This window comes from Streptomyces sp. NPDC034086 (assembly GCF_055575515.1).
Genome location: NZ_JBVISM010000003.1, coordinates 48,618 through 73,505 on the forward strand (window position 1 = coordinate 48,618; position 24,888 = coordinate 73,505).

Annotated in this window: 26 protein-coding genes; 5 read left to right on the forward strand and 21 right to left on the reverse strand. The window is 74.1% G+C overall.

Annotated features, from left to right (window positions below):
• Window positions 1–8: 8 nt before the first annotated feature.
• The 17 genes from ACZ514_RS10105 to ACZ514_RS10185 form a co-directional block, all read right to left on the reverse strand.
• Window positions 9–1,421 (reverse strand): DUF6177 family protein, encoded by a 1,413-nt coding sequence (locus ACZ514_RS10105; protein WP_469124505.1) that lies wholly within the window; start codon window positions 1,419–1,421, stop codon window positions 9–11.
• 4 nt (window positions 1,422–1,425) lie between these two features.
• The gene (eccCa, locus tag ACZ514_RS10110) at window positions 1,426–5,436 is read right to left on the reverse strand and encodes a type VII secretion protein EccCa (RefSeq protein ID WP_469124506.1); all 4,011 of its coding nucleotides are present in this window, start codon (window positions 5,434–5,436) and stop codon (window positions 1,426–1,428) included.
• Entirely contained in the window at window positions 5,433–6,680 is a 1,248-nt protein-coding gene (locus tag ACZ514_RS10115; protein ID WP_469124507.1) for a hypothetical protein, read from the reverse strand. Before ACZ514_RS10115 ends, eccCa begins: the two co-directional genes overlap by 4 nt.
• Window positions 6,681–6,705: 25 nt before the next feature.
• Window positions 6,706–8,046 (reverse strand): type VII secretion integral membrane protein EccD, encoded by a 1,341-nt coding sequence (gene eccD / locus ACZ514_RS10120; RefSeq protein ID WP_469124690.1) that lies wholly within the window; start codon window positions 8,044–8,046, stop codon window positions 6,706–6,708.
• Window positions 8,047–8,068: 22 nt separating this feature from the next.
• Window positions 8,069–8,311, reverse strand: coding sequence for a hypothetical protein (locus ACZ514_RS10125; RefSeq protein WP_468163402.1), 243 nt, complete (start codon window positions 8,309–8,311; stop codon window positions 8,069–8,071).
• A gap of 127 nt (window positions 8,312–8,438) precedes the next feature.
• Window positions 8,439–9,086 carry a hypothetical protein gene (locus ACZ514_RS10130; RefSeq protein ID WP_469124508.1) on the reverse strand — a complete coding sequence of 216 codons (648 nt, stop codon included), beginning with the start codon at window positions 9,084–9,086 and terminating at the stop codon, window positions 8,439–8,441.
• Window positions 9,074–9,331 (reverse strand): hypothetical protein, encoded by a 258-nt coding sequence (locus ACZ514_RS10135; protein WP_469124509.1) that lies wholly within the window; start codon window positions 9,329–9,331, stop codon window positions 9,074–9,076. Before ACZ514_RS10135 ends, ACZ514_RS10130 begins: the two co-directional genes overlap by 13 nt.
• A complete protein-coding gene (locus ACZ514_RS10140) occupies window positions 9,328–10,059 on the reverse strand; it encodes a hypothetical protein (RefSeq protein WP_469124510.1) in 732 nt (243 codons plus the stop codon). The genes ACZ514_RS10135 and ACZ514_RS10140 overlap by 4 nt, the downstream gene beginning before the upstream one ends.
• Window positions 10,056–10,430 carry a hypothetical protein gene (locus ACZ514_RS10145; RefSeq protein WP_469124511.1) on the reverse strand — a complete coding sequence of 125 codons (375 nt, stop codon included), beginning with the start codon at window positions 10,428–10,430 and terminating at the stop codon, window positions 10,056–10,058. The genes ACZ514_RS10140 and ACZ514_RS10145 overlap by 4 nt, the downstream gene beginning before the upstream one ends.
• A gap of 4 nt (window positions 10,431–10,434) precedes the next feature.
• Window positions 10,435–11,094: a pentapeptide repeat-containing protein gene (locus ACZ514_RS10150; RefSeq protein ID WP_468699517.1), complete on the reverse strand. Its 660-nt coding sequence runs from the start codon at window positions 11,092–11,094 to the stop codon at window positions 10,435–10,437.
• On the reverse strand, window positions 11,075–13,345 hold the full coding sequence (locus ACZ514_RS10155) for a hypothetical protein (RefSeq protein WP_469124512.1): 2,271 nt from the start codon (window positions 13,343–13,345) through the stop codon (window positions 11,075–11,077). The genes ACZ514_RS10150 and ACZ514_RS10155 overlap by 20 nt, the downstream gene beginning before the upstream one ends.
• A complete protein-coding gene (locus ACZ514_RS10160) occupies window positions 13,342–13,722 on the reverse strand; it encodes a DUF6507 family protein (RefSeq protein ID WP_388933665.1) in 381 nt (126 codons plus the stop codon). The genes ACZ514_RS10155 and ACZ514_RS10160 overlap by 4 nt, the downstream gene beginning before the upstream one ends.
• A gap of 80 nt (window positions 13,723–13,802) precedes the next feature.
• Window positions 13,803–14,111 carry a pore-forming ESAT-6 family protein gene (locus tag ACZ514_RS10165; RefSeq protein WP_468699515.1) on the reverse strand — a complete coding sequence of 103 codons (309 nt, stop codon included), beginning with the start codon at window positions 14,109–14,111 and terminating at the stop codon, window positions 13,803–13,805.
• Between the two features lie 19 nt (window positions 14,112–14,130).
• Window positions 14,131–14,463 carry a hypothetical protein gene (locus tag ACZ514_RS10170; protein ID WP_468163419.1) on the reverse strand — a complete coding sequence of 111 codons (333 nt, stop codon included), beginning with the start codon at window positions 14,461–14,463 and terminating at the stop codon, window positions 14,131–14,133.
• A gap of 122 nt (window positions 14,464–14,585) precedes the next feature.
• A complete protein-coding gene (locus ACZ514_RS10175) occupies window positions 14,586–15,353 on the reverse strand; it encodes a hypothetical protein (RefSeq protein ID WP_469124513.1) in 768 nt (255 codons plus the stop codon).
• A gap of 1 nt (window position 15,354) precedes the next feature.
• Window positions 15,355–16,728 carry a PH domain-containing protein gene (locus tag ACZ514_RS10180; protein ID WP_469124514.1) on the reverse strand — a complete coding sequence of 458 codons (1,374 nt, stop codon included), beginning with the start codon at window positions 16,726–16,728 and terminating at the stop codon, window positions 15,355–15,357.
• Window positions 16,725–17,216 carry a PH domain-containing protein gene (locus tag ACZ514_RS10185; RefSeq protein ID WP_469124515.1) on the reverse strand — a complete coding sequence of 164 codons (492 nt, stop codon included), beginning with the start codon at window positions 17,214–17,216 and terminating at the stop codon, window positions 16,725–16,727. Before ACZ514_RS10185 ends, ACZ514_RS10180 begins: the two co-directional genes overlap by 4 nt.
• A gap of 31 nt (window positions 17,217–17,247) precedes the next feature.
• Here ACZ514_RS10185 and ACZ514_RS10190 point away from each other — a divergent pair, with 31 nt between their 5' ends.
• The 4 genes from ACZ514_RS10190 (at window position 17,248) to ACZ514_RS10205 (ending at window position 20,073) form a co-directional block, all read left to right on the forward strand.
• Entirely contained in the window at window positions 17,248–18,390 is a 1,143-nt protein-coding gene (locus ACZ514_RS10190; protein WP_468163427.1) for an NADH-quinone oxidoreductase subunit D, read from the forward strand.
• A gap of 91 nt (window positions 18,391–18,481) precedes the next feature.
• On the forward strand, window positions 18,482–19,360 hold the full coding sequence (locus tag ACZ514_RS10195) for an arylamine N-acetyltransferase family protein (RefSeq protein ID WP_468163429.1): 879 nt from the start codon (window positions 18,482–18,484) through the stop codon (window positions 19,358–19,360).
• Between the two features lie 37 nt (window positions 19,361–19,397).
• Window positions 19,398–19,613 carry a hypothetical protein gene (locus ACZ514_RS10200; RefSeq protein ID WP_382637860.1) on the forward strand — a complete coding sequence of 72 codons (216 nt, stop codon included), beginning with the start codon at window positions 19,398–19,400 and terminating at the stop codon, window positions 19,611–19,613.
• 127 nt (window positions 19,614–19,740) lie between these two features.
• A complete protein-coding gene (locus ACZ514_RS10205; RefSeq protein ID WP_469124516.1) occupies window positions 19,741–20,073 on the forward strand; it encodes a hypothetical protein in 333 nt (110 codons plus the stop codon).
• A 70-nt stretch (window positions 20,074–20,143) separates the two neighbouring features.
• Here ACZ514_RS10205 and ACZ514_RS10210 read toward each other — a convergent pair whose 3' ends face one another.
• The 4 genes from ACZ514_RS10210 to ACZ514_RS10225 all read right to left on the reverse strand — a co-directional run bounded on the left by ACZ514_RS10210 (window position 20,144) and on the right by ACZ514_RS10225 (window position 23,657).
• A complete protein-coding gene (locus ACZ514_RS10210; RefSeq protein ID WP_469124517.1) occupies window positions 20,144–21,151 on the reverse strand; it encodes a hypothetical protein in 1,008 nt (335 codons plus the stop codon).
• Window positions 21,152–21,246: 95 nt separating this feature from the next.
• Complete coding sequence (locus tag ACZ514_RS10215; RefSeq protein ID WP_468699508.1) at window positions 21,247–22,230, reverse strand: ABC transporter substrate-binding protein; 984 nt, start codon at window positions 22,228–22,230, stop codon at window positions 21,247–21,249.
• Between the two features lie 64 nt (window positions 22,231–22,294).
• Entirely contained in the window at window positions 22,295–22,960 is a 666-nt protein-coding gene (locus tag ACZ514_RS10220) for an ABC transporter permease (protein WP_468163437.1), read from the reverse strand.
• 4 nt (window positions 22,961–22,964) lie between these two features.
• Window positions 22,965–23,657: an ABC transporter permease gene (locus ACZ514_RS10225; RefSeq protein ID WP_468163439.1), complete on the reverse strand. Its 693-nt coding sequence runs from the start codon at window positions 23,655–23,657 to the stop codon at window positions 22,965–22,967.
• 160 nt (window positions 23,658–23,817) lie between these two features.
• Here ACZ514_RS10225 and ACZ514_RS10230 point away from each other — a divergent pair, with 160 nt between their 5' ends.
• Complete coding sequence (locus tag ACZ514_RS10230) at window positions 23,818–24,780, forward strand: ABC transporter ATP-binding protein (RefSeq protein ID WP_468163441.1); 963 nt, start codon at window positions 23,818–23,820, stop codon at window positions 24,778–24,780.
• Window positions 24,781–24,888: the final 108 nt, after the last annotated feature.

Consider the following 24,888-nt stretch of genomic DNA (forward strand, 5'->3'; position numbering starts at 1 on the left):
CGCCCGGCCTACGCGAGCGGCGGCACCGCCGTGCGCAGGTGGTCCAGCAGCGTGGACAGGGCGTCCCACGCCGCCGGGTCGCCGCCGTCGCCCAGCGGGTAGTGCAGCCCGGGCCTCCGCGGCGGGCCCACCTGGACGGGCCTGACCTCCAGCGGGGGCCGCCGTGCCCGGGTCAGCGTCGCCTCGGCCACCCCGGCCCCGCCCAGGGTGAACGACACCGGCACCGCCGGCGCGAGGGCCCGCGGGGTCAGGCTCAGGTCCCGCCGTCCGGGGCCGACGGAGGCCAGCATGCTGATCAGGCCGTGCCCGGACACCAGTTCCTCCGCCAGCGCCCCGAGCGCCGCCGGCGGCACCTCCTCGGCGGGCCCGTACCCGAGGGACAGCGTGACGTCCTCCTCGACCCCGGCGGCCGTACGGGTCACGCGGACGGTGGCCAGCGCGGGCCGCCCCGGCGATCCGACGGCGATGACCAGGGTCGGCTCGGGCGCCCGGCCCCGGGCCAGGTCGGTGAGCTGGCGCGGGGACCACGGCAGGTTCACCGGCTCGGCGGTGCCCCAGCCCGCGGGCGGCTCCCCGGTCAGGGCGCGCCAGGCGGCCTCGAGCGAGCGGCCCACCAGCAGCCCTTCCTCGGCCGGGTGCTCCGTACGGAACTGCACGGTCAGCCGGCGCCCGCCCGGCGTCCCGGCCCGCCCGAACGCGGCGGCCACCCGCGGCCGGCCCGACTCGTCGCGGGCCGGGGCGAAGGTGCCGTCCTGCCAGCTCAGCACCGCGCCGGACAGGCCGTCGTAGTACCCGCCCTCGGGATCCTGCACCACCCAGCGGTTCGGCGCCCCGGCCAGCGCGGTGCGCAGCGGCAGGCTGAGCCGGCAGTGGTCGGGGGTGACGATGTGCAGGGCCGCGCCGAAGCCGGCCGTGGTCCGCAGGACGTCCGACAGCCAGGCCGTCAGCCCGATCACCGGGCGGTCCGCGAGCACCACCGCGGTGGATGCGGTGACCACGTCCACGGTCGGCAGCGCTCCGACGGGCGCGGGGGCCGCCGAGGCCTCGGAGGTCACCGGCACCACCGCCACGTGTCCGGCGCCCTCGGGCCAGACGGTGCCGCCGAGCACCTCGGCGAGGCGTCCGGCGACGGCCCCGGCGAGGGGGGCCGCCTCGGGCACGGCGGTGGAGGCGCGGGTCTCCGTCCACCAGACCGGGGTGGGCGAGGGCGTCCCGAGGAGCCGTTCCACCTCGCCGGGCACTTGCACGAGCACGGGTGCCTCGACGGAGACCAGCGGCCGGCCGCCCGCGCCCAGCAGCTGGATCACGGCGCCGTCCCCGACGGCCTGGGCGTCGAGGTCCGCGCCGCCCGCCGTCAGGGCCACCATCAGCGCGGTGGTGTCGGGCATCTTGGCGGTGAGGGCGATGACGTCCTTGGTCACGGTGTCAGGGCGCTTCCTGTGGGGGGGAGTCGACGAGGGCGGTCTGCACGATCTGGTGCGGGCGGCCGCGCCGGACCAGCGTGCCGCGGCCGGGCGGCTGGGCGCTCGCGTACAGCTGCGGGAACAGCTGTCCCTCGGAGCGTTCGCCGTTCATCACGAGGGCCGTCGTACCGGATTCGCGCAGGGTGGTCAGCAGCGGCTCGTACAGGGCCCGTGAGGAGCCGGCGACGCGCCGGGCGATCACGAAGTGCAGGCCGATGTCCTGGGCGGAGGGCAGGTAGGGGACGAACGCCTGGAGCGGCTGCTGCCCGGCGGTGGTGAGGACGTCGTAGTCGTCGACGAGGACCACGATGCGCGGTCCGGCGAAGCCCGGGCCCTCGCCCGGCTCGGCGTCCGGGTCGATGCCGTCGTCCGGGAGCCGCTTGTCGAGTTCCTTGGCGATCCCGGCCGACAGCGCGGCGGCGATCTTGGCGTTGTGCGCGTACCCGCCCCGGTAGGGCTCGGGGACGACGCCGCGCAGCCCGCGCCGGGGGTCGTAGACGGCGAAGACCAGTTCCTCCTCGCCGTGGCGTGCGATGAGCTGGCGGGCGACGAGGGCGAGCAGGTTGGTCTTGCCGCACTCGTCGTCGCCTAGGACCAGCAGGTGCTGGTCCTGGCCGAAGAGGTCCAGCAGCACCGGGGCGAGGACGTCCTGGTCCACGCCGACGGGGATCCGGTACGGCTCCTCGTCGGCGGTGGGCAGCCGGTCGGCCGGCAGCCGCGCGGGCAGTACCCGTACCGGCGAGGCCAGTTCGCCGTGCCAGGTGGCGCGGACGGTGCCCGCGGCCTCTTCCAGGGCGGCCGCCAGGTCGGTGTTGCCGGCCCGGGAGTCGATGCGCGGCAGGGCCGTCTGCGCGAAGAGCTTGCCGTCGGTGAGGACGCGGCCCGGGGTGTCCGGGGAGATCGTCTCGGACAGCTTGCGGTCGATGGCCGAGTCGGAGGGGTCGCCCAGGCGCAGCTCGACCCGGCCGCCGAAGAGGGACTGGTTGGCGATGCGCACGTCGTTCCAGCGGAGCATGCCCGCGACGACGTGGATGCCGTAGCCGCCGCCCCGCTTGAGCAGGTCGGTGACGGCGTCGTCGAGTTCCGAGAACTCCTCGCGCAGGGCCCCGTACCCGTCGACGAGCAGCACGATGTCCGTGGAGGCGAGCTCGGTGAGCCGGCCCTGCGCGCGCAGCAGGCGCAGCTGGTCGACGGAGTCGATGGAGTGCTCGCGGAAGAGGGCCTCGCGGGTGGCGAGCATGGCCCGTACCTCGGCGACCGTACGGGCGGCCCGTTCGCGGTCGGCGCGTCCGGCGATGCCGCCGACGTGCGGGAGCCCGGCGAGCGCGGCGAGACCGCCCCCGGCGAGGTCGAGGCCGTAGACGGCGACCTCCTGCGGGGTGTGGGTCAGCGCCAGCGAGAGGGCCAGGGTGCGCAGCAGGGTGGTCTTGCCGGACTGGGGGCCGCCGGTGACGGCGGTGTGCCCGCCGGCGACGGTCAGGTCGAGTTCCCAGGGGCCGCGCCACTGCCGCGCCGGGTCGTCGAGGACGCCGAGCGGCACCTTGAGCGGGGCCCGCCGGGCGGTGCCCAGCCGGAGGCCGCGCTCGGTGACGGACAGCGGTCCGGCGGCGGCGTCGAGGGGGACCGCGTCGGGCAGCGGCGGCAGCCAGATGCGGCGTACGGGCGGGGCGGCGCCGGCGAGCTGGTCGACGATGACGGAGAGCACGCTGGGCCCGGTCTCGCGGGCGGTGGCGGTGGGCTTCTCCTCGGTGTCCTCGGCCGGACCGGCGCTGTCCTGGAGGGTGTTGAAGGTGGGGTAGGGCAGGGCGAGCGGTCCGCGCTCGCCGCCGTCGCGCTCGGCGGCCGGGCCCCGGTAGCGGCCGGAGACGTACCCGGCCTTGAAGCGGGTGTAGGTGGAGGTGTCCACCTTGAGGTAGCCGAACCCGGGCAGCGGGGGCAGCTGGAAGGCGTCGGTGGTGTCGAGGACGGTGCGCGACTCGTCGGCGGAGAAGGTGCGCAGACCGAGCCGGTAGGACAGGTAGGTGTCCAGGCCCTTGAGCTTGCCGCCCTCGATGCGCTGGCTGGAGAGCAGCAGGTGCACGCCGATGGAGCGGCCGATGCGGCCGATGGACAGGAACAGGTCGATGAAGTCGGGCTTGGCGGTGAGGAGTTCGCCGAACTCGTCGATGACGACGAACAGGTGCGGCAGCGGCTCCAGTTCGGGCTTCTCGGCGCGCAGCACCGCGTAGTGGCCGATGTCGGCGACGTTCCCGGCGTCCTTGAGGACCTGCTGGCGGCGCTTGACCTCGCCGGCGAGGCTGGTGTGGACGCGTTCGACGAGCCCGGCCTGGTTCTCCAGGTTGGTGATGACGCCGGCGACGTGCGGGAGCTTCGCGAAGGGGGCGAAGGTGGCGCCGCCCTTGTAGTCGACGAGGACCATCGCGAGGTCCTCGGGCGAGTGGGTGGCGACCAGCGCGAGGACGAGCGTACGGAGCAGCTCGCTCTTGCCGGAGCCGGTCGCGCCGACGCACAGCCCGTGCGGGCCCATGCCGAGCTGCGAGGACTCCTTGAGGTCCAGCAGCACCGGGCCGTGCCGGTCGTCGATGCCGATCGGCACGCGCAGGAAGTCCCGCTCCCCGCGCGGCGCCCACATCCGGCCCACGTCGAGGGCGGCCGGGTCGGAGATGCCGAGCAGGCCCGTGAAGTCGACCGGCCCGGAGACGGGGGTGCCCTCGGCGACGGACTCGGCGGACAGCCGCAGCGGGGCGAGCATGCGGGCCAGGCCCTCGGCGGTGGCCGGGCCGAGGGCGTCGCTGATGCCCTCGGCGGCGGGGCCCTGCGGGGTGCGCAGGTCCCGGACGGTGACGTGGCTGCCGTCCACGGTGATCCGTACGGACACCTCGTCGGGCTCGTGGACCTGCTCGGCGAGCAGGTGCAGCACGGTGGTGTTCATGTCGGCCAGGCCGACCGCGGTGTCGGGGCGGGGCAGTTCGACGGCGTTCTCCCCGTACTCGTCGCTGACCACGAGGAGCCGGCCGGCCAGGCGCAGGGCGCGCTTGTCGGACAGGCCGCGGCGCACCTCTGCCGCGTACGACGCCCTGCGGCGCAGGTCCGGGGCGAGGACCCCGGCGGCGAGCTGGGGCAGACTGGGGGCGATCCGGCGGGCGGCGACGGGCCCGTCGTGCTCCTGCTGGTCGAGGACGTGGGGCAGCCACTTGGCCCACTCCCAGTCCGCGAGCCGGTCCCCGGGCACGCCGAGGGCCACGGCCACGTCGTCCGGGGCGTGCAGGACGGCGGTGTGCGTGAGCAGGGCGCGGGCGACCCGCAGGACGCCCTCGCGGTCGCCGACGATGCTGACGTTGCCGGCCCGGTCGAGGGGGACGGTGAGCGGGAAGTCGCCGGCCCGGGCGAAGCGGGCCATGAGGGCGCCGGCTTCGTTGAGCATGAACCGGTCGGGCGGGGTGAGCACGCCGCCGGCGCCCGAGGCGAGGCTGAGGTCCTGGACGGCGACGGCTCCGGTGCCCAGGCGCGGCCGCAGGAAATCGGGGTCGGTGCGGCGCCGCTCCCACAGCCGCGCGGGGTCGCGCACGAGGTCGTACAGGGCCGCCGGCGGCGGGTTGAGGCGGCGCGCCTCGTCGCGCAGCGCCTTCTCGCGGGCGCCGAGTTCCTCGCGCTGTTCCTCCAGGTACTCCAGGTAGCGCTCGCGCTGGGCGCGGCGGGTGCGCTGGGCCTTGCCGCGCTGGGACCAGAACAGGGCGACGGCGCCGACGAGGGCGAAGACCAGCACGATGGCGCCGACGGCGGCGAACTGGCTGTTGCGGATGACGGTCATCATCACCACCGAGCCCATCACGCCCGCCATCGGCAGCAGCGCGGTCGCCGGGCTGCCGATCTTGCCCTCGGGCAGGTTGGGCGGGGCCTCGACGGCGTGCGGGTGCGCGGGGGCGGGGGGCAGGGTGCCGCGGGCCGGCCGGTGGATCAGCTGCTGGGTCACCGGGCGGCACCCGGCGCCGGGAGGGCCACGGCCCGCTGGAGCACCTCGGCGGCGAGCCGTACGGCCGCCTCCCGGGTGCGGGCGCCGAGGAGTTCGGAGGTGACGGCGCCGCCGGAGGCGAGGTGGCGGTCGTAGGGCAGTACGACGACCCCCGCGCCGGTCGCGCGCAGCTTCTCGGCGGCCTTGCCGAGGTCGACGGCGTGGTGCGGGGACTGCACGGTCAGCACGACGACGGTGCGGGGCAGCACGGGCACCGGCAGGGAGGCCAGCCAGTCGAGGACGGCGTGGGTGGAGACCAGGCCCTCGGCGGTGGCGGGGGCGGTGAGCACGCGGGCGTGCGCGGTGTCGAGGGCGGTACGGGCCACCTCGCCCGGGAGGGTCTCGCAGTCGACGACGGTGACCCCGAAGTAGCGGCGCAGCGCGACCATCACGGTCCGGTAGGTGGCGACGTCGACCTGGGCGCCGATCCGGCCCTGGCTGCCGGGCAGCAGCCAGCCGCCGTCGGCGAGCGGGACGAGGTAGCCGGTGATGTCGGTGAGCTGCATGGAGGGGCGGACGATCTGCGCGAGGTCCGCGCAGGTCCAGCGCAGGGACTGGACGCCGAGCCGCACGGGGAGGGTGCCGAGGGCGGCGTCCGCCTCCAGGGTGAGCACCGGGTCGTGACGGAAGTGGTTGTAGGTGCGGCTGAGGAGGGCGGTGACGGTGGTCTTGCCGGAGCCGCCGCGGATGCTGGTGACGACGATCTGACGGCCGGTGGTGACGGGCTGCTGCACCTGCGTGGCGAGTTCCGTCTCGGCGGCGACGGCCTTGGCGACGGAGGAACCGAGCACTCCGCGCAGGGTGCGCAGAGTGCGGCGCGTCAGGGGGTCGCCGTGGCGGGGGCGGCCGGCGGCGGCCTCGGAGCCGGGGACCGGGACGGTCTCGGGGGCCCGGGCCTGCGGCGCCTGCGGGGTGTAGGGCTGCTGGGCGTACGCCTGCCGTGGGGGTAGGGGGGCGGGCTGCTGCTGCGGGAGGGGGGCGGGCGGCCGCACCGGCAGCGGGCCCGGGGGTGCGGCGGCGGGAGCGCCGGCGGCCGCTCCGGGGGCGGTGCCCGTCAGGTCGCCGAGGACTCCGGCCTGCCAGTCGCCGTGCGAGGCGGCGGGGGCGGGGGCGGGGCCGGCTGCGCCTCCGGAGCCGGGGCCGGGGCCGGGGCCGGGGTGGCCGTGGTTGGGGCCGGGGTGTCCGTCACGCTGGTTCATGCTCATGTCTGACATGTCTGAGTAGCAACCCTTACGCGAAGGTGCCGAGCAGCCGCCCGTACACACCGAACACCCCGATGAGCAGCGGGAACAGCACGATGACGCCGATGGACTCGGCGGTGTCCCCGAACCGCCGCAGCCGCACCCGTACGTGCTCGGGCGGCTGCACGGCGAGGACGCCGAGGGCCGCCAGGGACAGCGCCAGCAGCACCGCCAGCGGCCCGGCCGCACCCGCCCGGCCGGCCCAGACCAGCAGGGCCGCCACGGTGACGGCGGCCCCGGCCAGCAGCAGCGCGACCACCTCCGCGACGAGCGGGAACGCCCGCGCCCGCAGCCACAGCACGACGGCGACCGCCGAGGCGAGGGACACCGTCCAGACGTCGGGTTCCCGCAGCGCGAGCACCCCGGCCGCGCCCGCCGAGACGGCGGTGGCGAGGGTGGCCAGCGCCATGCCCCGGTGGGTGGCCCCGAGGGCGGTGGCGACCTTGTACCGGCTCACCGAAACCCCGCGCGCCCGCTGGTCGTCCAGACCGGTCAGACCGGCCGCCGCCAGCGCGAGACGCGGCAGCAGCCCGAGCAGGACCACCGAGACCACGGCGAGCACGGCCCCGGTCCGGGCGCCCGCCTGCCCCTGCGCCAGGGCGGTCGCCTCCCACATCCCGGTCAGCGCGACCACGGCCGCGGCGCCCACGAACCCGCCCCGCCCGAGCGGCGTGAACCACCCCAGCAGCGCGAGCCCGACGGCCAGCGCGCCCGCCACGGCGGCGAGCCGGCCCATGGCGCCCCAGTGCTGCGCGTCGCCCAGGGTCCACGCCCCGAGCACCCCGACGGCGGCGGCACACGCCAGCAGCGCGGCCGCCAGCCCGGACCGCTTCAGCCGCCCGGCCAGCGCCCCGACGGTCCCGGCAGCGGCGGCCGCCGCGAGCAGGGCGCCCGCCACGGCGCCCGGTGCGAACTCCCGCCGGGCGAACCACCCCGCCACCAGCGCCCACAGCACCATCCCGGCCCCGGCGGTGACCCGCCGCGCGGCAGGACGCCAGCGCCAGGCCCGTACGTCCAGGTCCTCGGCGGCCTCGTCGGTGACGTCGTGCACCACGGGCGCGGACGGCACGTCCTGCACCCGTACGAGCCGCAGCACGGCCCCGTCGGCGACGCCGGCCTCCTCCAGGGAGATCCCGTGCTCGATCACCGACCCGTCGGCCGTGACCAGGTGACGCAGCATCGGCCGGGCGGCCACCCGGTCGTCCAGCATCCGTATGACGTCGGGAAGGAGCCGCCCGACCGGCTCTTGGGAGGGCAGTACGAGGTCCATCCGCCGCCGCTCGCCCACCAGGGTGATCCGGCTCAAGGCGGTACCGCTGATTGCGCCCATGCTCACCACGCGCTCGAACCTATCACCGAGTACTGACCTGCCCGGGCGTCCCCGTCTTGCCGATGAGGCGGTGGGAGATGAACGACCAGCCGACGCAGCCGGCGCACAGCACGGCCGCGATCACCAGTCCGGCGACGGCCTTCCCGATCCGCTCGTCGGCCCTCCGCCGCCCGCGCTGCGCCCCGAAGAGAACGGCATCGCGCAGCCTGCGCCGCCGCACCGCGACGGACTCCAGCAACTGGCTGTCGTAATCCTCAGCCGCCACCCCGGCCTCCCTTCTCGCTGTCGCCCCGCACGCTAGTACGCCCCCTCACGACGCCGAAACCGGCGGCGCCGGGTTCGGCACCGCGCCGGTACCGCGCCGGTAGCTCTCGCACCCTCGAGCCGCTCGTTCACCGGCTCCACCGCTCCAACAGGTCGGTGAGGTCCGGCCCCAGCCCGTCGATGACGTCCGGCTCCCGCAGCCCGTGGCCCACCGCCGTTCCGAAGTACGTGGGCTCCCCCGGCTGCGCCGCGACGCCGAGCAGCGCGTCGAGCTCCCGCAGCGCGGCGGCGAGGCGCGGCGCGTTGTACGCGTGCACCCGGGGGTGCGGAACACCCCGGAAGTCACAGGCCCCCCACACGTCGTGGTGCACGGCCAGCTCGGCCGACAGTCCCATGACGGGGTCGGGAGACACGCTCAGCTCGACCAGCCGGTGCTCGCGCCGTCGCCGCCCGGCACCGTCGAACCAGACCCCGTCGCCAACCACGTGGAAGGACGAGGGCTCGGCACGCTCCTGCCCGGCCGGCCGCAGCGCCGCCACCCGCCCGGGCAGGCGGTCGTCATCCAGCCGCACGCCCTCCAGCCCGAGCCGGGCGTCACCGTCCCCGAACACCCAGAACCACTCCAGCGCCACGGGCTCCAGCAACGCGTGCCGCTCCAGTACGCCGGCCATGGCGGCGGCCGTCCGCAGCGCGGCCCCGACACCGGCCTCACCGGCCCCGTCGAGCTCCCAGTACCAGGCCCCGCACTCCAACGGCGCCCGCATCAACCCGGCCACGGCCCGTCCCCCTCCCGCGCGTACCCCTGCCACGTCGCCAGACGCACCCGGGACTCGACGAAGTCCACGAACCCGTTCTCGATCCAGAAGCCGCCACCCCGCTCCCACACCCCGACCAGCGGCGCGAAGGGATCCAGCAGCCCGCCGAAGCGCTCCAGCACCTCGTCGGCCGGCGAGCCCCGGTTCAGCGCGGCCCGGCAGTCGATCGCGGTGACCCGCGCGACCAGCTCGTCCGCGCGGATCATCCGGCGGTGGCGGCGGACACGATCCCTCCGAGCCGCCGGGCCGCCTCCAGCCGGTCGATCGCGACCAGCCCCGCCCGCTCGGCCGGCAGGTCCGCCGGCCGCCAGCGCAGGTCCCACCCGAACACCTCGTCCGTGAGCACCTCCCCGGCCTCCCGGCGCCGCTGCACCGTCCCCCGGCCGTCCTCCGCGCCGTAGTAGGTGAGCCGCCCCTCGCCCTCCAGCGCGTCGAGCACGGCGTCGTCGAGCACGCCCACGGGCCGGCTGCCGAGGTAGCCCTCCGGCTTGCCGGGGCGGTACATCACCCCAACCAGGTCGAGAAAGACGCCCGAACAGTCCCGGGTGAACGATCCGCCCCGCTCGTAGAACAGCACGAGCGGCTCGTACGGATCCGGCAGCCCGTCCACCACGGCCGGGTTCCGCTCCCTCAGCGCCGCCAGCCGCACGGCCCCGGCGCAGGTCCGCCGCAGCTCCGCGCCGGGCACCCCGGCGAGCAGCTCCTCCAGCTCGGCCGCCTGCCCGGCGGGGAGCTCGAACCCGGGGTCCACGTACGCCGTGACGTCGTAGAACGGCCACGCTCCCTCGGCCCCGCAGGCCTTGGCCCACACGGCGGCCCGCCGCAGGTACTCCCACATCAGCACCCGCCGGGATCCGCTGCGCTCGGACGCCAGGTCCCACCGCATGTCCCAGTCCACGGCCCGCAGCCGCCCCAGCACCAGCGACGCCGTCACCCCCGTCCCCTCCCCGACAGCTCTTCGAGCGCGTCCCGTGACGGCGCCCCGTGCACCGCCGTTCCGACGGCCGACCCGATGTCCTTACGGCCGGGGCAGCGCGCGGGGACCTCGAACGTGCCCCAGGAGTCGTCGTACTCCGGCCACTCACCGGCGAGCCGGAGAGCCACCGTCAGGTGCTGGTCGGACAGCAACCGCAGGCCGGACGCCTGCCCGGCCAGCACGTCGAGCGGCACATCGCGCCGCTCGAACACCGGCCGGCCCCTGGCCGACAGCGCACACCCCTCGACCCAGCCCGTACCGCCGTCGCCGACCAGCCCGAGGGAAGCCAGGACGTCCCTGACCTCCCCCACCCGCTCGGTCGTGATCACGGGCTCAGCCCTCTTGCTTGGCTCTGCGCCCCCGAGGCTCCAGGACGCGTACGTCGCCGCCGCGCTCCCGGATCCACTCCTCCAGCTCGGCGCCCGCGATGGTCCGGGAGCCGTCCGCGTCGACCAACTCCACCGGCCCGAAGATCGTGCCGGTGAGTCCGGTGAGTACGGTGGCGGCGTCCAGCCGGACCTTGAAGGAGTTCTCCTGGAGGACGGCGTTACTGAGATCGGCCCCACGGAAATCGACCTTCAGCAGGGATGCAGCCATGAACCGGGTTCCCCGGCACCGCGAGTACGAGGCGTCCACCTCGTAGAGCGACGCCTTGACGAGGTTCGCGCCGTCGAGCACGGCATGCCGGAGAACCGCGTCATCGAGATTGGCCCGGACGAAGGAGGCGTTGGTGGCATCGGCTCCCGTGAGGTCGGCCCCTTCCAGATCGGAGCGGTAGAACTCCGCTCCGACAAGCCGGGTGTTCACGAGCTTGGCGTCGGTGAACCAGGACTCGGAGAAGTCGGCCTCGGACAGGTCGGCCCCACTCAGGTCGAGACCGATGACGTCGATTCCGCCCTTTTCCTCGCCGAGCCATTCCGTCAGCCGGCCGGCGGCCACCTCATCGACAGGTAGTACGCCCGGGTTCCACCCCTTACGGGTACCAGATGACATCATTCTCCCAGCCATTCCTCTCGACGATGCCCCGGATGTCGTCAATGGCGACCTGGTCGGCATTGCGCATGTCGAGAATCACGATGCGTTCCCGGGCCTCGATCTGCTCGGACAGTTTCTCTTCCCATTTGGCGCTGTGCCGTTCGGGATTGTAGGCACCCTTGAACGGGCCGGTCTTGTTCTTGATGTTGTTGAACGGCGGGTAGTCCGAGTGGACGCCCTTGATGTCGTAGTAGCGCCCCGTGGTCTCCGAGTAGAACTCTCCGTGGTCGGCCGCGTGCGGGCGGGCGATGTCATCCGGGAGACGGCCGGACTCCACGAGGTCAAGGCCCACGCGCGCCTCGTCCATCGAGCTGTCGTTGACTCCCCCGTTCTTGTCGGGATCCCGCTTGAGCTCGTCGAAATTCTCCGGGTGGCGCGCCTCGACCTCGTCGAGGTGGGTCCAGTGCGCCGCCTTCTCTTCGGCAGTGAAGGCGGGCGCGGGCCCAGCAGGCCGCTCTGTAGGCGTACCGGACCCCGGCTCGTCCGTTTTCGGGGCTTCCGGTTCGCCCGGGGTGCCGCCGTGGTCGCCCTGGTGCGGGACGGTCGGGCCGTCGCCGTGGCCGCCGCCGGTGGAGGGGCCGTCGCCGTGGCCGCCGCCTGTGGGCGGGGTGTCCGTGTGGCCGCTGCCCGTGGGAGTGGTGTCCGTGTTTCCGTGGCCCGTGCCTGCGGTGCCGCCGGGTTCGGTGTGGCTGTTGTGCGGGAGGTTGTCGGCCGTGCCGCCCGGGGTGTGCGAGACCGTGCCGCCGGGGGTGCGGGCGGCCGTGCCTCCCGGGGTGTGCGAGACCGTGCCGCCGGGGGTATGGGCGGTGACGTCCCCGGGGCGGGCGCCGACACCGACCGGGGCTTCCTCGCGCTTGGGGACTTCCGCCAGGGGGCGGTCGGGGCCCTTGGGGACCGAGGTGAGGTCCTGCTTGGGCAGGCCCTTGTGGTCCAGGAGCTGATTCGTCGTCTTGTCGTAGTACTGCGGCCGCCCGAGCGCGTCGTCCGGGAGGCGGACCGTGTCGTCGGGGTGGGGGAAGGTGATGCCCGGGGCGTCGGCCTTGGGGAGGTCCTTCCACACCACGTCGTCCAGCTTGGGGAACGCCCCGTCGACCTTGCCCAGGTTCGCGAACAGGTCACCGATCTTCAGCTTCGCCAGCGAGCCGGCCTTGCCGATGTAGGTGATCGGGTCGATCAGCCTGCCCGTCTTGCCCGCCACCGACAGCACCTTGGCCACCGCACCGGTCTTCGCCGCCGTGCCCGCACCACCGGTGAACACCGTGGTCAGGACGTTGAAGGTGACCGCACCCGCCGCACGCGCCGGGTTCTTGCCCCACTCGTCCCACGCCACCAGCGCCTTGCCGGTCTCCTTCACCGCCGTACGCGAATCCCGCAGCCAGCCCGGCAGATCCTTCTCGTCCGCCATCCAGAACGCCGTACCCACCCCCGGCGTGACAGTGATCGCAAGACCCGTCGCCAGCTTCGCCAGGCCCAGCCACGCCTGCCCCGCCGCGTCCGCGCCATCCACGCCCACCAGCGTGCCCAGGCCGCGGATCGTGCCCCAGATGCCGTCCACGATCAGGCCGTCCCACACGAACGACTTGATCCAGTAGCCGACCTCCCACGCCCGGTGGGTCTCCTCCAGCTGCGAACCCCACGGCAGATCCTGCGCCTTGTCGAGGTCCTCACCCTTGTAGCCGTACATGTTCGCACCGTGCGAACCGTCATCAGCCGTCAAAGGCGGCGCACAGTACAACGCACGGATCTTGTTCGCACACGTACGCTCCGCCGCCCAGAAAGCGGAGACGGCGGCGTTGACGTCGTGGATCAGATCGTTGTTCTCATCGATCTTGTCCCCGTCGTCCTTCCAGTGCTCATCCCCCGCGATCTTGTTGCTGAAGGTGGTCGCCTTCGCCTGCAACTCCTTCAGCCGCGCCACGATCGGACGCGCCTCGGTCACGTACTCGCCCAGCGCCTTCGCCGCCGACTCCAGCTGATCCGCGAAGAAATCACTGTCCGTCTTCACCGGCTTCGTCGTCGCGAACAACTGCGCCGCCTCCGGCGCCGAGTAGAACGCCGACAGACCCTGGAACTCCCTGTCCACGTTCGACCCGGCATCACGGAACGTCCCCGCCGCCGCCGCGATAGCCGTACGGTCCTGCTCCAGCGCGTCCAGATCACCCGTGAACTGCGGGATCGTGCACGGATTGATCGGTACGTGGTCCGTCACTTCTGACCCGCCCCCGGGAGATCGACCTTCGGCTCCTTCAGGGCCTCGCGCTGCGCGTTCTGCGCCTGCTCGATGTTGCCCTGCACGTACGCCGTCGTGGCCTTGACGACGCCGTTGATCGAGGCCTCCGTACGGGCTCCGATGTACGAGAGACGGTATTCGTGGGATTTCATGAGTTCGCCCAGCGCGCCGGCGATCGGGCCCATGCCGCCGCCCTCGCCGCCGGTGCCGCCGCCCGGCGTCACCGTGCCCGCGTGCTTCGCCGCCTCCGGCAGCTCCGTCTGGAGCGTCTTGCCCGCCTTCTGGAAACCCTCGGCAGCGGTGATCGTCTTGTTGACGACCCCCTGCACGCCCGACGGCTTGATGTCCCAGCCCATGCCCTACCCCCGTGTCCTTCGCGTCCCTCGTGCGTCCCTCGTGCGTCCCTCGTCGCGTCCCGCGTCCGTCCGGCCCGGTGTCAGCCGATGGCGTCGACGGCCGCCTTGGCCCTCGCCAGCGTGGCCTGCGCGGTCGCGTCGTTCTGCTCCAGCGTGGTGCGGACGAGGCGGATGATGTCGCGCACCTCGTTCGCCGCCTTGTTCCAGCGGACTTCCTTGCCGTGGTACTCGTCCGAGACGCCGTCGGCCGTGAACTCGGCCATCGCCGCCTTCACCGCGGCGTCACGGTCGCCGAGCACCCGCTCCAGCCGGCCGATGATCCCGCCGAGTCCGCCCTGGACCTCCACGGAGGCGGCGATGTCGTACGAGGTGCGGTCCTGGTTAGCCATGTCTCACAGTCCCCCGGTGTCAGCGCGCACCGAAGCGCGCGGCGTCGAAGTTGGCGGATCCCATGTTCTGGTGGGCGTTGTCGCCCTGCTCCTGGTCACCGGTGGTGAACGAGGTGTCCATCCCGGCCTGACCGCCGAGGATGGCCCGCAGGGATCCGTTCAGCTCGGCGGTGATGGCGTCGGAGCGCCGCTTGAACGAGTCGAACGCGGTCCGGCCGACGCCGTTGAACTTGCCCTCCAGCGGGTCCGCCGCGGCGATCAGCAACTTGATCAGCGTGCCGAGGTCCTCGCTGGAACCGGTCGTGGCCTTGCCCAGGTCGGACAGCGTCGTGCTGCCCATGTCGAACTTCATGCGCCCACCCCTGACGTGTTCTGCCGTCACTTGCGTGCGTACCTGTCTACCGAAGGGACGTTGCGAACACAAACGCGGTTTCACACGGTCTCGACGTCTGGCCGGAAATCGCCGCCGGCCGGTCACCGCCCTCCCAGGACCTCCCGTACGTAGTCGTCCCCGGCGTCCCACAGCCGGGCTGCCAGGGCCCGGCCGGCCGGGCCGCGGCAGCGGGAGACGGGGCCGGCGGCGTGCCGGAGGGCGCGGCCGGAGGGTGCGTCGCCGAGGAGCCGCCGCAGCAGCTCCACGGCCGCCTCCTCGTCCACGAGGGTCACCGCGCCGGCGAGCCCGACGAGTTGGGTCTCCACGTCGAAGCGGAAGCACTCGCCGGCCCGCATCCGGGCGAGGCCCCGCTCGAGGGACGTACGGATCTCGGGCAGGCAGTCCCGTACGTCCCGTGCGTCCAGGCAGTCGCCCAGCCGGTCGTCGAAGCCCTCCCGGTCGGCCAGCCCGACCAGGGCGCGGAGGGTCTCGGCACGCAGGGCCGAGGTGCCCTTCGCCTCGGCCAACTCGCGGCTGGCGACGGCTACTTCGAAGAAAAGTCCGTAGCTGCGGTCCACCGAGAACCAGCGGTCGACGGACCAGCCGTACCAGAAGGCGGCGCGGGGGTCGGTGGTGGCGGCCCGGGCCACGGCCCCGTACCCGGCGGGCTCCGCCCAGTGGACCAGGGCGACGAGGGCCATGAGGCGTTCGCCGTCGGTCGCGGACGGATCGTCGACGAGGGCGGTGAGGCCCGGAACGCGGTCGCGGTGGGCGGGACGGTCCTCGCCCTCCCAGATCACCTCGTAGGGGTCGTCGGTGGGGACGCCGTCGAAACCGGTGCCCAGCAGCCGCTCGTAGGCCGTCGCCATGTCAGGTCATCCACCGGTCGGGGCGGGCCGCCGCGCGGGAGGTGCGGGAGCGGACCGCCTGTTCGTGCAGCAGGTCGCGGGCCTCGGCGGCGTCGCGCAGCCGGGCGGTGACCGTCTGGTTCGCGCCGGTGTCCACGTGCAGGTCGGCCAGCCCCCGGGCGCGTTCCCAGGGGCCCTGGGAGCGGCGCACGCTCTGCACCTTCGCATGCGGAACGATCTCCGTACGCCGGCACAGGCGTCCGCGCCGGGTCGCGAAGACCTCCTCCGAGACGGCCAGGCCGTACCCCTTCCACCACACCGGCACCACCCACCGCGAGCCCGTGCGCGGGGACGGGCTGAACTCCAGGACCGCCGGGTCCGCTCCCGGCAGCACGCGGGCGATGAGGGCGTGGGCGGCGGCGCGGGTGGCGACCGGCACCAGCACCCCGTTCCCGGAGCCCGCCACGGCCAGTTCCACCCGGACCCGGCCGAGCCGCCGCCACAGCAGCGGCTCCACGATCCGTACGGTCTGCACGCGCCCCGGCGGGACGGTCTCGTGGGCCCGGTCCAGCAGCCCGTGGTCCAGGCGCAGCCCGTCGGGGGACTCGGCGACGGTCCAGCCGTAGCCGGTGAGGAAGCGGCCGAGGCTGCCGGTCCACACCGCGCCGAGCAGCGGCAGCAGGATGACCACCGCCGCCCAGGCGCTGTCGCTGAGCCGCCAGACGACCACCGGGGCGACGATCCCGGCGGCCAGCGCGGCCCACACGTCGAGGCCGAGCAGCAGGGAGACCACCAGGTCCCGTGCGGACACGCGCAGCAGTTCGCGCGCGGGGGCCTGGCCGACGGTGACGGCCTCGGCGGGTGCGAAGCCCGCCGCCCGCGCCAGCAGCTCGGCGCGCAGGGCGACGGCCTCGCGTTCGCCGAGGAAGGCGAGTTCGTCCTTCTTCTCGGTGCCGACGACGTCGAGGCGGAGTGCGGCGACCCCGGCGAGCCGGGCCGGCAGGGGGCGGGTCACGTCCACGGCCTGGAGGCGGTCGAGGCGGATGTGGGCGGTGCGGCGGAAGAGCAGGCCGGTGCGGATGCGCAGCTCGGTGTCGGTGACGGCGTAGTGGGTGCACCACCAGCTGAGGAAGCCGTACGTGCCGAAGACGAGGACCAGCCCGGCCACGACCAGCAGCCGCACGGCGGGGGTGAGACCGGTGATCCACTCCTGGACGCGGTCGCCCTGCTGGACGAGGACACCGGCGGTGGCGGCGATCGGCACCCAGGCGCGGCGCAGCGGGGTCAGCACGTGCAGCCGCCGCTCCCCGCTCCCCCGCGGGGCGGGGGCGCCGGGGGGCGCGGAAGCCGGCGGCGGGCCGTCCCCGCCCGGGGTTCCCCCGGAGGGGCCGGTCACAGGCCCGCCGACCTTGCTTCGCCGAGCGCCGTCAGGCGGTCGCGGAGGCGCTCCGCCTCGGCGGGGGCCAGCCCCGGGATCCTGGCGTCCGTCGCGGCGGCCGCCGTGTGCAGCTGGACCGAGGCCAGGCCGAAGCGGCGCTCCAGCGGGCCGGAGGTCACCTCCACCAGCTGCATCCGCCCGTACGGGACCACCGTCTCCTCCCGCCACAGCACCCCCCGGCTGATCAGCAGGTCGTCCGCCCGCTCCGCGTACCGCCAGGACCGCCAGTTCCGCCCCACCAGCACCCACCCCCAGGTCAGGACCGCGAGCCACAGGGCCCCGCAGGCCGCCCAGCCCGGCCCGAACGCCAGGCCCAGCGACACGCCCGTGGCCGCCGCGAGCGGCACCGTCCAGAGCACCAGCAGCAGCCGCCTGATCCGGCGCAGTCCGCCCGGCAGGCCCACCCACCGCGGACGGGCCGTCTCACCCTGCGTCCCCGTATCCATGCACCCACCCTAGGACTGAGACAATGCGCCCATGACGGAGACCACGGTCGGCATCGGCGGTGCGGCGGAGAGCACCGACATGGTGCTCAACATCGGACCCCAGCACCCTTCCACCCACGGCGTGCTGCGCCTGCGGCTCGTCCTGGACGGCGAGCGCATCGCCAGCGCCGAGCCGGTGGTCGGCTACATGCACCGGGGTGCCGAGAAACTCTTCGAGGCGCGCGACTACCGGCAGATCGTGATGCTCGCGAACCGCCACGACTGGCTGTCCGCGTTCTCCAACGAGCTCGGTGTGGTCATGGCCGTCGAGCGGATGCTCGGCATGGAGGTCCCCGAGCGCGCGGTGTGGATGCGTACGCTCCTCGCCGAGCTGAACCGGGTGCTGAACCACCTGATGTTCCTCGGGTCGTACCCCCTCGAACTGGGCGGAATCACCCCGATCTTCCACGCGTTCCGCGAGCGCGAGGAGCTCCAGGCCGTCATGGAGGAGATCTCCGGCGGCCGCATGCACTACATGTTCAACCGTGTCGGCGGCCTCAAGGAGGACCTCCCCGCCGGCTGGCTCGGCCGGGCCCGCGCCGCCATCGCCGACGTCCGCACCCGCATGGACGTCTACGACAAGCTCGTCCACGGCAACGAGATCTTCCGCGCCCGCACCCGCGGCGTCGGCGTGCTGGCCCCCGAGGCGGTGCACGCGTACGGGGTCTCCGGCCCGATCGCCCGCGCCTCCGGCGTGGACTTCGACCTGCGCCGCGACGAGCCGTACCTGGCGTACGGCGAGCTGGCAGACGTGCTGAAGGTCGTCACCCGCACCGAGGGCGACTGCCTGGCCCGCTTCGAGGTGCTGCTCGACCAGACGCACAACGCCCTCGACCTGGCCGTGGCCTGCCTGGACCGGATGGCCGAGCTGCCGCCCGGGCCGGTCAACCAGCGGCTGCCGAAGGTGCTGAAGGCACCCGAGGGCAGCACGTACGCCTGGACGGAGAACCCGCTCGGCATCAACGGCTACTACCTGGTCTCGAAGGGCGAGAAGACCCCGTACCGGCTGAAGCTGCGCAGCGCCTCCTTCAACAACATCCAGGCGCTGGCGGTGCTGCTGCCGGGGCAGCTGGTCGCGGACATGGTGTCGATCCTGGGCTCGCTCTTCTTCGTGGTCGGCGACATCGACAAGTAGCCCGGAGCGCCGGCTTCCGCTCCTCGCCCGACCTGACGGTCCGGCGCAGGGCGGCCGGTGCGGTGTCGGCGGGGCGTCCTAGGGTGCCCCCATGACCACTGGTACGTACACGGACTACCTGCGCAGGATCGGCGTCACCGCTCCCGGCACCCCCTCCGCGGGAAGGCTGTTCGCGCTCCAGCGCGCCCACCTGGAGCACATCGCCTACGACAACCTCGACATCCACGCGGGCCGGCCGCCGGGCATCGACCCGGCGCTGTCGGTGCGGCGGCTGGGGGCGGGTTTCGGCGGTTACTGCTTCCACCTCAACGGCGCGTTCGCCGCCCTCCTGGAACACCTGGGGTACGACGTGACCCGCCACCTCGGCGGCGTGGAGGACGATGCCGCCTCACGCGTGGTCAACGGGCAGCACCTGACCCTGACGGTCCGCGTGGACGGGGAGGCGTACTGGGTGGACGCCGGGCTCGGAGACGGCCCGTACGAGCCGCTGCCGCTGCGCGAGGGCCCGTACGAGCAGGGCGGCTTCCGCTACGCGCTGGAGCGGCTGGAGCCCCTGGAGGGCGAGGGCCCGGGCTGGAGCTTCCTGTCCCCCGCCAGCAGCACGCCGCGGGTCAACTTCCGCGACGCGCCCGCCACGACCGCCGATTTCGAGGAGACGCACACCTGGCTGGCGACCTCCCCGGAATCCCCCTTCGTACGGACCCTCGCGCTGCTCCGGCGCGACGCCGACGGCATCGACGTCCTGCGCGGCCGCGTCCTGACCCGGATCTCCGCCGGGAAGGAGACCGGCCGGCGGGAGGTGGCCGGGCGGCGGGAGTTCTTCGAGACCGTGGCGGGCACCTTCCGGCGGAGCCTCGACGACCTGACGGCCGCCGACCGGGACGCCCTGTGGGCCCGGGTCGACGAGGCGCACCGGGCATGGCTGGCGTCCAGGGCGCAGACGCAGGCGCAGGCCCCGGCGGCCTCCTGACGGCTTCGGTGTCGGTGCGGCAGGGCAGACTGGGGGCATGTCCCACTCCCCCCGACGGGCCTGCCCCGCCTGCGGCCGCGACTGTGCGGTGACGGCCGGCCGGATCGCCCGCCACGACCCTCCGGCCGGGCGCGGCCGGGGCGATCTGGTGTCCTGCCCCGGCTCCCGGGCCCGCGTGGTGCTCGGCGCCTCCGCCCCGACCCTGGACGGCTTCGTCCTCGGGCCGCATCCGGGCCAGCTGCCGCTGTTCTGAGCCACCCGGGTCCGAGCCGCCCGGACGACCGCCGTGCCTGGTACCGGGTACCCGGCACCAGGCCGGGACCGGAAGACTGAGTACGCGTACGGATCCCCGCGGCCGGCCGCCGCGCCAGGATGGGCGCATGACCTGGAGCCCTCAGCCCCCGACCGTCGCCGCGCCCCCCTCCGCCGGGGCGGGGCGGATCCGCGTGTGCGCGGTGATCGCCGCCGCGCTGTTCGTGCCCGCGCTGGTGGCGGCGAAGATCCTGGTCCTGTCCACCGAGACGGGTGGCCGCTGCCTGATGTACGGCGGCTGCGCGCCCTTCCCCGGCGTCTTCTTCCTGGTGCTGTGCGGTGCGGCGGCGGTGGCGGCGGTGCTCGCCCTGGCCGCGCCGGAGCGGCTGCGCGGCCGGGTGCTGGGCGCGCAACTGGTGCTGGAGGCGGCCGCCGTGGGGCTGGTGCTCGTCTTCCCCTGAGCCGGGCGCACCCGGCGGACCCCGGGTCGCGCACAGGCCGTGGAGGACGGCGGGCGCCGCGCAGCCCGGCCTACGAGATCGCGGTGCGCAGCCGGACCACGTCGATGGGCTCGGTCTCGTCGTGCGCCGTCAGGTCGATGACCTGGCCCACCGCCTCCTGTTCGGGGGTGGCCGCCTTGAACTCCGGCTCCGTTCCGCCGCCCGCGGTCTCCGCCTTGTGGACGGCGAGGGCCTCGGCGCCGACCACGTCGGCCAGGTCCTCGTTCTGCACGGACTCGATCACGGCGCGGGCCTGCGCGGCGTTCTTGGTGCCGAAGAAGTCGAAGCCGCCCTCGACGCGGGAGGCGGTGCGGCGCTGGGCCGCGTACGGAGCCACGGGCGCGGCCGGACGGCGGGCCGGGGCGGGAGCGGCCGGGGCGGGCACCGCCGGCCGGGTGTGCGCGACGGCCCCGGCGGGAGCGACGGCGGAGGCGGGAGCGACGGCGGACCGTTCCTGCGCCGTGCGGACCAGGGCCGACATCGCCGCGTGGGCCCGGGCGTAGCCGACCGGGGTGGGCGCGCCGGCACCGGTGCGCTCCGCGGAGACCGCCGGAAGTTCCTTGGGGCCCGCCGCCGGGGCCGAGGCGGCCTCGATGGCGAGCAGCCGGCGCTTCTCGAGGGCGCTGGCGCGCTCGGTCTCGGCGGTCGCGTACCGGCGCAGCAGCGCGGCGTGCTCCCCGCGCAGGCCCGCCAGTTCGACGCGCTTGGCACGCAGTTTGGCGTCGAGCCGGGCGCGCAGCAGGCGTGCTTCCTCGAGGTCGGACTCGAGCGCGGCTATCCGCTCGTCGGTCTTCCACTCGTCCTTGACCCGCTCGCGGGCCAGCTCCGCCACCCGGCGGCCGGCCGCCCGGTCCCAGGAGCGCATGAGGATCGCGCCGCCGACGCCCGCGGCGGCCGTGAGGGCCACGAGCAGGCGCAGGGCGAGGGGTTCCGCCAGCAGCCACGCCGTGCCGGCGCCGGCCACGGAAACCCCGGCGACGGCCGTCGGCGTGAGAAGTCGGTGCAGGGGCTCGGGATTGCGGTGGCGTCCACGGGGCATGGCCTGAAATTTACAGGGCGTGGGCGGCGTGTGGGGTACCCGCCCGGCAATCCGTTCCCGGGCAGTTACCCCACAATTGGCGAACAAACACGGAACTACTGCTTCCGCAGAAGGCCCTTGGAGTCGAGATAGGACTTCGCGACGTCCGCCGGCTTCGCCCGCTCCGCGTCCACCTTGCGGTTCAGCTCGACGAGGTCGGCGGTCGTGAGCACCTTGGTCAGCCCGTCGAGGGCGGCCGCGACCTCGGGAGCCCCGGCGTCCTTGGCGTTGACGACCGGCAGCACGTTGTCGGCGTTCTGGAGCTTCCTGTCGTCCTCCAGCAGGACCAGGCCGTAGGCGTCGAGGGTGGCGTCGGTGGTCGTGGTCAGCACCAGCTGGTCCACCCCGTCCTTGACGGCCTGCTTGGCCTGCGGGGTGCCGACTCCCTTGGGGTCGATGCCGGAAACCTGGATTCCGTACGTCTTCTCCAACCCCGGTGCGCAGAACGGGCGGACGGCGCATTCGTCACCCGCCGCGATCTTCACCTTCAGCCCCGACTTTCCAAGATCGGAAAGTGACGTGAGGTTGTTCTTCCGCGCGAATTCCCGGCTCACCGCGAAGGCGTTCTGGTCGACCGCCGCACCCGCCGGCAGCACCTTCAGCCCGAGCGGCTGCGCGAGCTTCTCCAGCGCCGCGACCGTCGCCGCCGCGTCACTGGAGGCGACCGGCTTCTCCTTGGCCGCGTTCGGGCCGTTCACCTTGGCGTTCAGGAACTCCGCGAGCGTGGCCGCGTACTCCGGGACGACGTCGATCTCGCCCTTCTCCAGCGACGGCTCGTACAGCTCCCGGTTGTTGACGGTGGTGAGGGAGGTGTCGTAGCCGGCGCCCCTCAGCAACTGCGCGTACAGCTCGGCCAGCACGTTGGACTCGGTGAAGCCCGCCGCCCCCACGACCAGCCTGCCCTTGCCGCCCCCGGCCGGTGCCGTGGAGGAGCCGCCGTCACGGGACGTCTCCAGGCTCTCGCCCCCGCACGCGGCGAGCGAGACGGTCAGGGCCACCGCGCCCAGGGTCGCGCCGAGGATGCGCGTGGACTTGCTCATCATGCTCCTTAGGAATCAGGGAAGGGCCGCGGGCCGGTGAGGGCCGCGGCACGGCGGCCGCGCCTCAGCGCGACGGGACCCGCGGCAGCAGCCGGTCCGCCGCCACCAGGACGCCCTCCACCACCAGGGCCAGCAGGGCCACCAGCACGGCGCCCGCCACCACCTGCGGGGTGTCGTACGTGTTGAAGCCGGCGGTGATGATCCGGCCCAGGCCTCCCTGGCCGACCATCGCCGCGATCGTGGCGGTGGCGACGACCTGCACGGCGCCGGAGCGCAGCCCCGTCATCACCAGCGGCCGCGCGAGCGGGAGTTCCACCCGCAGGAAGAGCTGCCGGCCGGACATGCCCATGCCGCGGGCCGCCTCGACCACCGAGCGGTCCACCTCGCGCATGCCGACGTACGCGTTGGTCAGCAGCGGCGGCACCGCGAACAGCACGAGCGCGGCGATGGTGGGGACGTAGCCCGCGCTGCGCAGCGGCGAGACCATGAACAGGGCCAGCACCGCGAACACCGGGACGGCCCGCCCGGCGTTGGAGACGTTCACCGCGAGCGTGCCGCCCTTGCCCAGGTGACCGAGCCACAGCCCGACCGGCAGGGCCACCGCACAGGCGATGGCCAGGGCGATGCCGCTGACGTAGACGTGCTCCCCCAGCCGGTGCCACACCCCCGCCTCGCCGGACCAGTTCGCCCCGTCGGCCAGCCAGTCCCAGGCCCGCGCCATCACGCCCATGCCCTCACGCCCCCTCGGCCTTCGCGGAACGGCCGGAGCGCGTCCACGGGGTCAGCAGCCGCTGCGCGCCGAGCAGCAGCAGGTCGGCGGCGAGCGCGAGCAGCACGCACAGCACCGAGGCGGTGAGCACCTGGGCCTTGAAGGAACTGTTCACGGCGGGAGCGATCAGGTTGCCCAGGCCGCCCTTGCCGACGATGGAACCGACGGTGGTCAGCGCCACGGTCGACACGGTGGCGATCCGGACCCCGGCGAGCAGCGCCGGCAGTGCCAGCGGCAGTTCGACCTGCCACAGCAGCCGGGCCGGGCCGTAGCCCATCCCGCGCGCGGCCTCGCGCACGTCCTCGGGCACGGCTTCCAGGCCGGCCAGGACGTTGCGGACCAGGATCGTCAGCGAGTACAGGACCAGGCCCGTCACCACGAGCGCCGCCGACAGCCCGAAGAAGGGCAGCAGCAGCGAGAACATGGCGAGCGAGGGGATCGTGTACAGCAGGGTCGTCAGGCCCAGCACGGGAGCCGCCCAGCGGCGGCCCCGGCGGGCCAGCAGCGCCAGCGGCACGGCCACGGCGACGCCGATGGACACCGACACGGCGGTGATCCAGACGTGCTCGACCGTGGCGTCGGCGAGTTCCGCGGAGCGGGAGCTGACGTACTCCCAGCAGATCCAGTCGTTCGCCACCAGGCAGCCCTGCCCGGCCATGCCGCCCACCCCCTTCCCCTCGCACGCGTGTGCCGGAGACCGGCCCTCGAGCGACCATAACCCCCGGTGCCCGTGATGGCCGGAATTATTCGCACAGTCGCAACACTCCCCTGACGAACCCTTCGCCCATCCGGGCGGACCGCTGGGGGAGGATGGCGGGGTGATCCGATTCGAGCGAGTGACCAAGCGGTACCCCGACGGCACGACGGCCGTGGAGGACCTGTCCTTCGAGGTCGCGGAGGGCGAGCTGGTGACGCTGGTGGGCCCGTCCGGCTGCGGCAAGACGACCACGATGAAGATGGTCAACCGGCTGATCGAGCCGACCTCGGGCAGGATCCTGCTGAACGGCGAGGACATCGCGGACGCCGACCCGGTCGAGCTGCGCCGCCGCATCGGCTACGTCATCCAGCAGGTCGGGCTGTTCCCGCACAGGACGGTGCTGGAGAACACGGCGACCGTGCCGCAGCTGACCGGCACCCCGAAGGCGAAGGCCCGCGCCCGCGCGGCCGAACTGCTCGAACTGGTGGGGCTGGATCCGGCCGTGTACGGGGGCCGGTACCCGCGGCAGCTGTCGGGCGGACAGCGCCAGCGCGTCGGCGTGGCCCGCGCACTCGCGGCGGACCCGCCGGTCCTGCTGATGGACGAGCCGTTCGGCGCGGTGGACCCGGTGGTGCGCGAACGGCTGCAGAACGAGTTCCTGGCCCTCCAGCGGACCGTCCGCAAGACGATCCTGCTCGTCACGCACGACCTGGACGAGGCCGTCCGGCTCGGCGACCGGATCGCGGTGTACGGGGAGGGGACCATCGAGCAGTTCGCCCGTCCGGCCGCCGTGCTCGCCGCACCGGCCAGCGCGTACGTCGCCTCGTTCGTCGGCGCCGACCGGGGGCTCAAGCGGCTCGCCGTCACCCCGGTCTCAGCGGCCGACGTGACGCCCGCCGAGGGCCCGGCCCCCGCCACCTCCGTGCCCCTGGGGGCGTCGCTGCGCGAGGCCCTCGCCGCCCTGCTGCAGGAGGACTCCGGCCGGATCGGCGTCACGGACCCGGACTCCGGCGCGCTGGCCGGCGTACTGACCCCCGCCGGCGTCCACCGGGCGCTGCGCCGGGCCGGCCACCAGGACGCCTGACGCCCGTGGCCCGCGTCCCGGAGCCCCCGCGGACGCGCGGCCGCGTACGGACGCGTGAAGGGCCCGGCCGGAGCCGGGCCCTTCACGTACCTCCTGAGCGCCGCGCGC

Bases quoted from the DNA above. Each gene is read 5' to 3' on its own strand.
- ACZ514_RS10185 (WP_469124515.1), bottom strand. From the start codon at position 17,216: ATGGATACGGGGACGCAGGGTGAGACGGCCCGTCCGCGGTGGGTGGGC.
- ACZ514_RS10200 (WP_382637860.1), top strand. From the start codon at position 19,398: ATGTCCCACTCCCCCCGACGGGCCTGCCCCGCCTGCGGCCGCGACTGT.
- ACZ514_RS10175 (WP_469124513.1), bottom strand. From the start codon at position 15,353: ATGGCGACGGCCTACGAGCGGCTGCTGGGCACCGGTTTCGACGGCGTC.
- ACZ514_RS10220 (WP_468163437.1), bottom strand. From the start codon at position 22,960: ATGGGCGTGATGGCGCGGGCCTGGGACTGGCTGGCCGACGGGGCGAAC.
- ACZ514_RS10135 (WP_469124509.1), bottom strand. From the start codon at position 9,331: ATGATCCGCGCGGACGAGCTGGTCGCGCGGGTCACCGCGATCGACTGC.
- ACZ514_RS10165 (WP_468699515.1), bottom strand. From the start codon at position 14,111: ATGGCTAACCAGGACCGCACCTCGTACGACATCGCCGCCTCCGTGGAG.
- ACZ514_RS10190 (WP_468163427.1), top strand. From the start codon at position 17,248: ATGACGGAGACCACGGTCGGCATCGGCGGTGCGGCGGAGAGCACCGAC.
- ACZ514_RS10225 (WP_468163439.1), bottom strand. From the start codon at position 23,657: ATGGCCGGGCAGGGCTGCCTGGTGGCGAACGACTGGATCTGCTGGGAG.
- eccD (WP_469124690.1), bottom strand. From the start codon at position 8,046: ATGGGCGCAATCAGCGGTACCGCCTTGAGCCGGATCACCCTGGTGGGC.
- ACZ514_RS10215 (WP_468699508.1), bottom strand. From the start codon at position 22,230: ATGAGCAAGTCCACGCGCATCCTCGGCGCGACCCTGGGCGCGGTGGCC.
- ACZ514_RS10160 (WP_388933665.1), bottom strand. From the start codon at position 13,722: ATGGGCTGGGACATCAAGCCGTCGGGCGTGCAGGGGGTCGTCAACAAG.
- ACZ514_RS10150 (WP_468699517.1), bottom strand. From the start codon at position 11,094: ATGTCATCTGGTACCCGTAAGGGGTGGAACCCGGGCGTACTACCTGTC.
- ACZ514_RS10195 (WP_468163429.1), top strand. From the start codon at position 18,482: ATGACCACTGGTACGTACACGGACTACCTGCGCAGGATCGGCGTCACC.
- ACZ514_RS10115 (WP_469124507.1), bottom strand. From the start codon at position 6,680: ATGAGCATGAACCAGCGTGACGGACACCCCGGCCCCAACCACGGCCAC.
- ACZ514_RS10210 (WP_469124517.1), bottom strand. From the start codon at position 21,151: ATGCCCCGTGGACGCCACCGCAATCCCGAGCCCCTGCACCGACTTCTC.
- ACZ514_RS10205 (WP_469124516.1), top strand. From the start codon at position 19,741: ATGACCTGGAGCCCTCAGCCCCCGACCGTCGCCGCGCCCCCCTCCGCC.
- ACZ514_RS10170 (WP_468163419.1), bottom strand. From the start codon at position 14,463: ATGAAGTTCGACATGGGCAGCACGACGCTGTCCGACCTGGGCAAGGCC.